Source organism: Vibrio sp. 1562, assembly GCF_033340155.1.
In the GTDB taxonomy this organism is placed as follows: domain Bacteria; phylum Pseudomonadota; class Gammaproteobacteria; order Enterobacterales; family Vibrionaceae; genus Vibrio; species Vibrio alginolyticus.
Genome location: NZ_JAWOVY010000431.1, coordinates 1 through 653, shown reverse-complemented (window position 1 = coordinate 653; position 653 = coordinate 1). Strand labels below are relative to the sequence as shown.

At 45.9% G+C, this 653-nt stretch carries 1 pseudogene; it reads right to left on the bottom strand.

The window, feature by feature from the left end:
* A pseudogene (locus R7Z49_RS25615) lies at positions 1-653 on the bottom strand (major facilitator superfamily transporter); the annotation flags it as partial.

The following is a 653-nucleotide window of genomic DNA, read 5'->3' as shown; positions in this document are numbered from 1 at the left end:
ACCGTATACGGTTTGTACGATTTCTTGAGTGATCTCTTGGCCTTTTTCCATCGCAATCGACGTTGAGAAAGCGGCGCCAACGATACCACTCAATGCGATAGCAACAGAGAATAGACTAACCGAGAAGTTCTCGATGTGTTTTGGTGCTACAGACAGAATGAATGCCACAACCATTGAACCAACGATAACTTCCGCAATGGCTTGGAAGAAGTGAATCGCCAAGAAGATTTCAGGCATGATCACCACATCTTCACCAACGGTTGTGACCGCAAACGTTAGGATGCCAAATGCAATTGCAGTGAGTACAAACGCCATCGCGATTTTAGTCGCTGTAGAAAGGTGAACGTCGCGTTTTTCAAGCATACCGAAGAAGCCCGCAACAATAGGGCCACCAACCATACACCAAAGTGGGTTCATTGCCATTGCTGCTTCTGGCTCAAGTGGGATAAAGCCAAACAGTGAGCCTTTCAAAGTATTGATTGCCACCATGTTCATTGACGTCATCATTTGACCGTAGTAGACGAAGAAACACGTAGTTAAGAAGGTCACAATGAGGATGGTGCCCATCTTCAATGACTCGGCTTTGCTGGCTTTCAGCATTAAAGAGACGAAGTAAAGAATCGCAGCGCCACCGATGGCATAAACGATGTTTT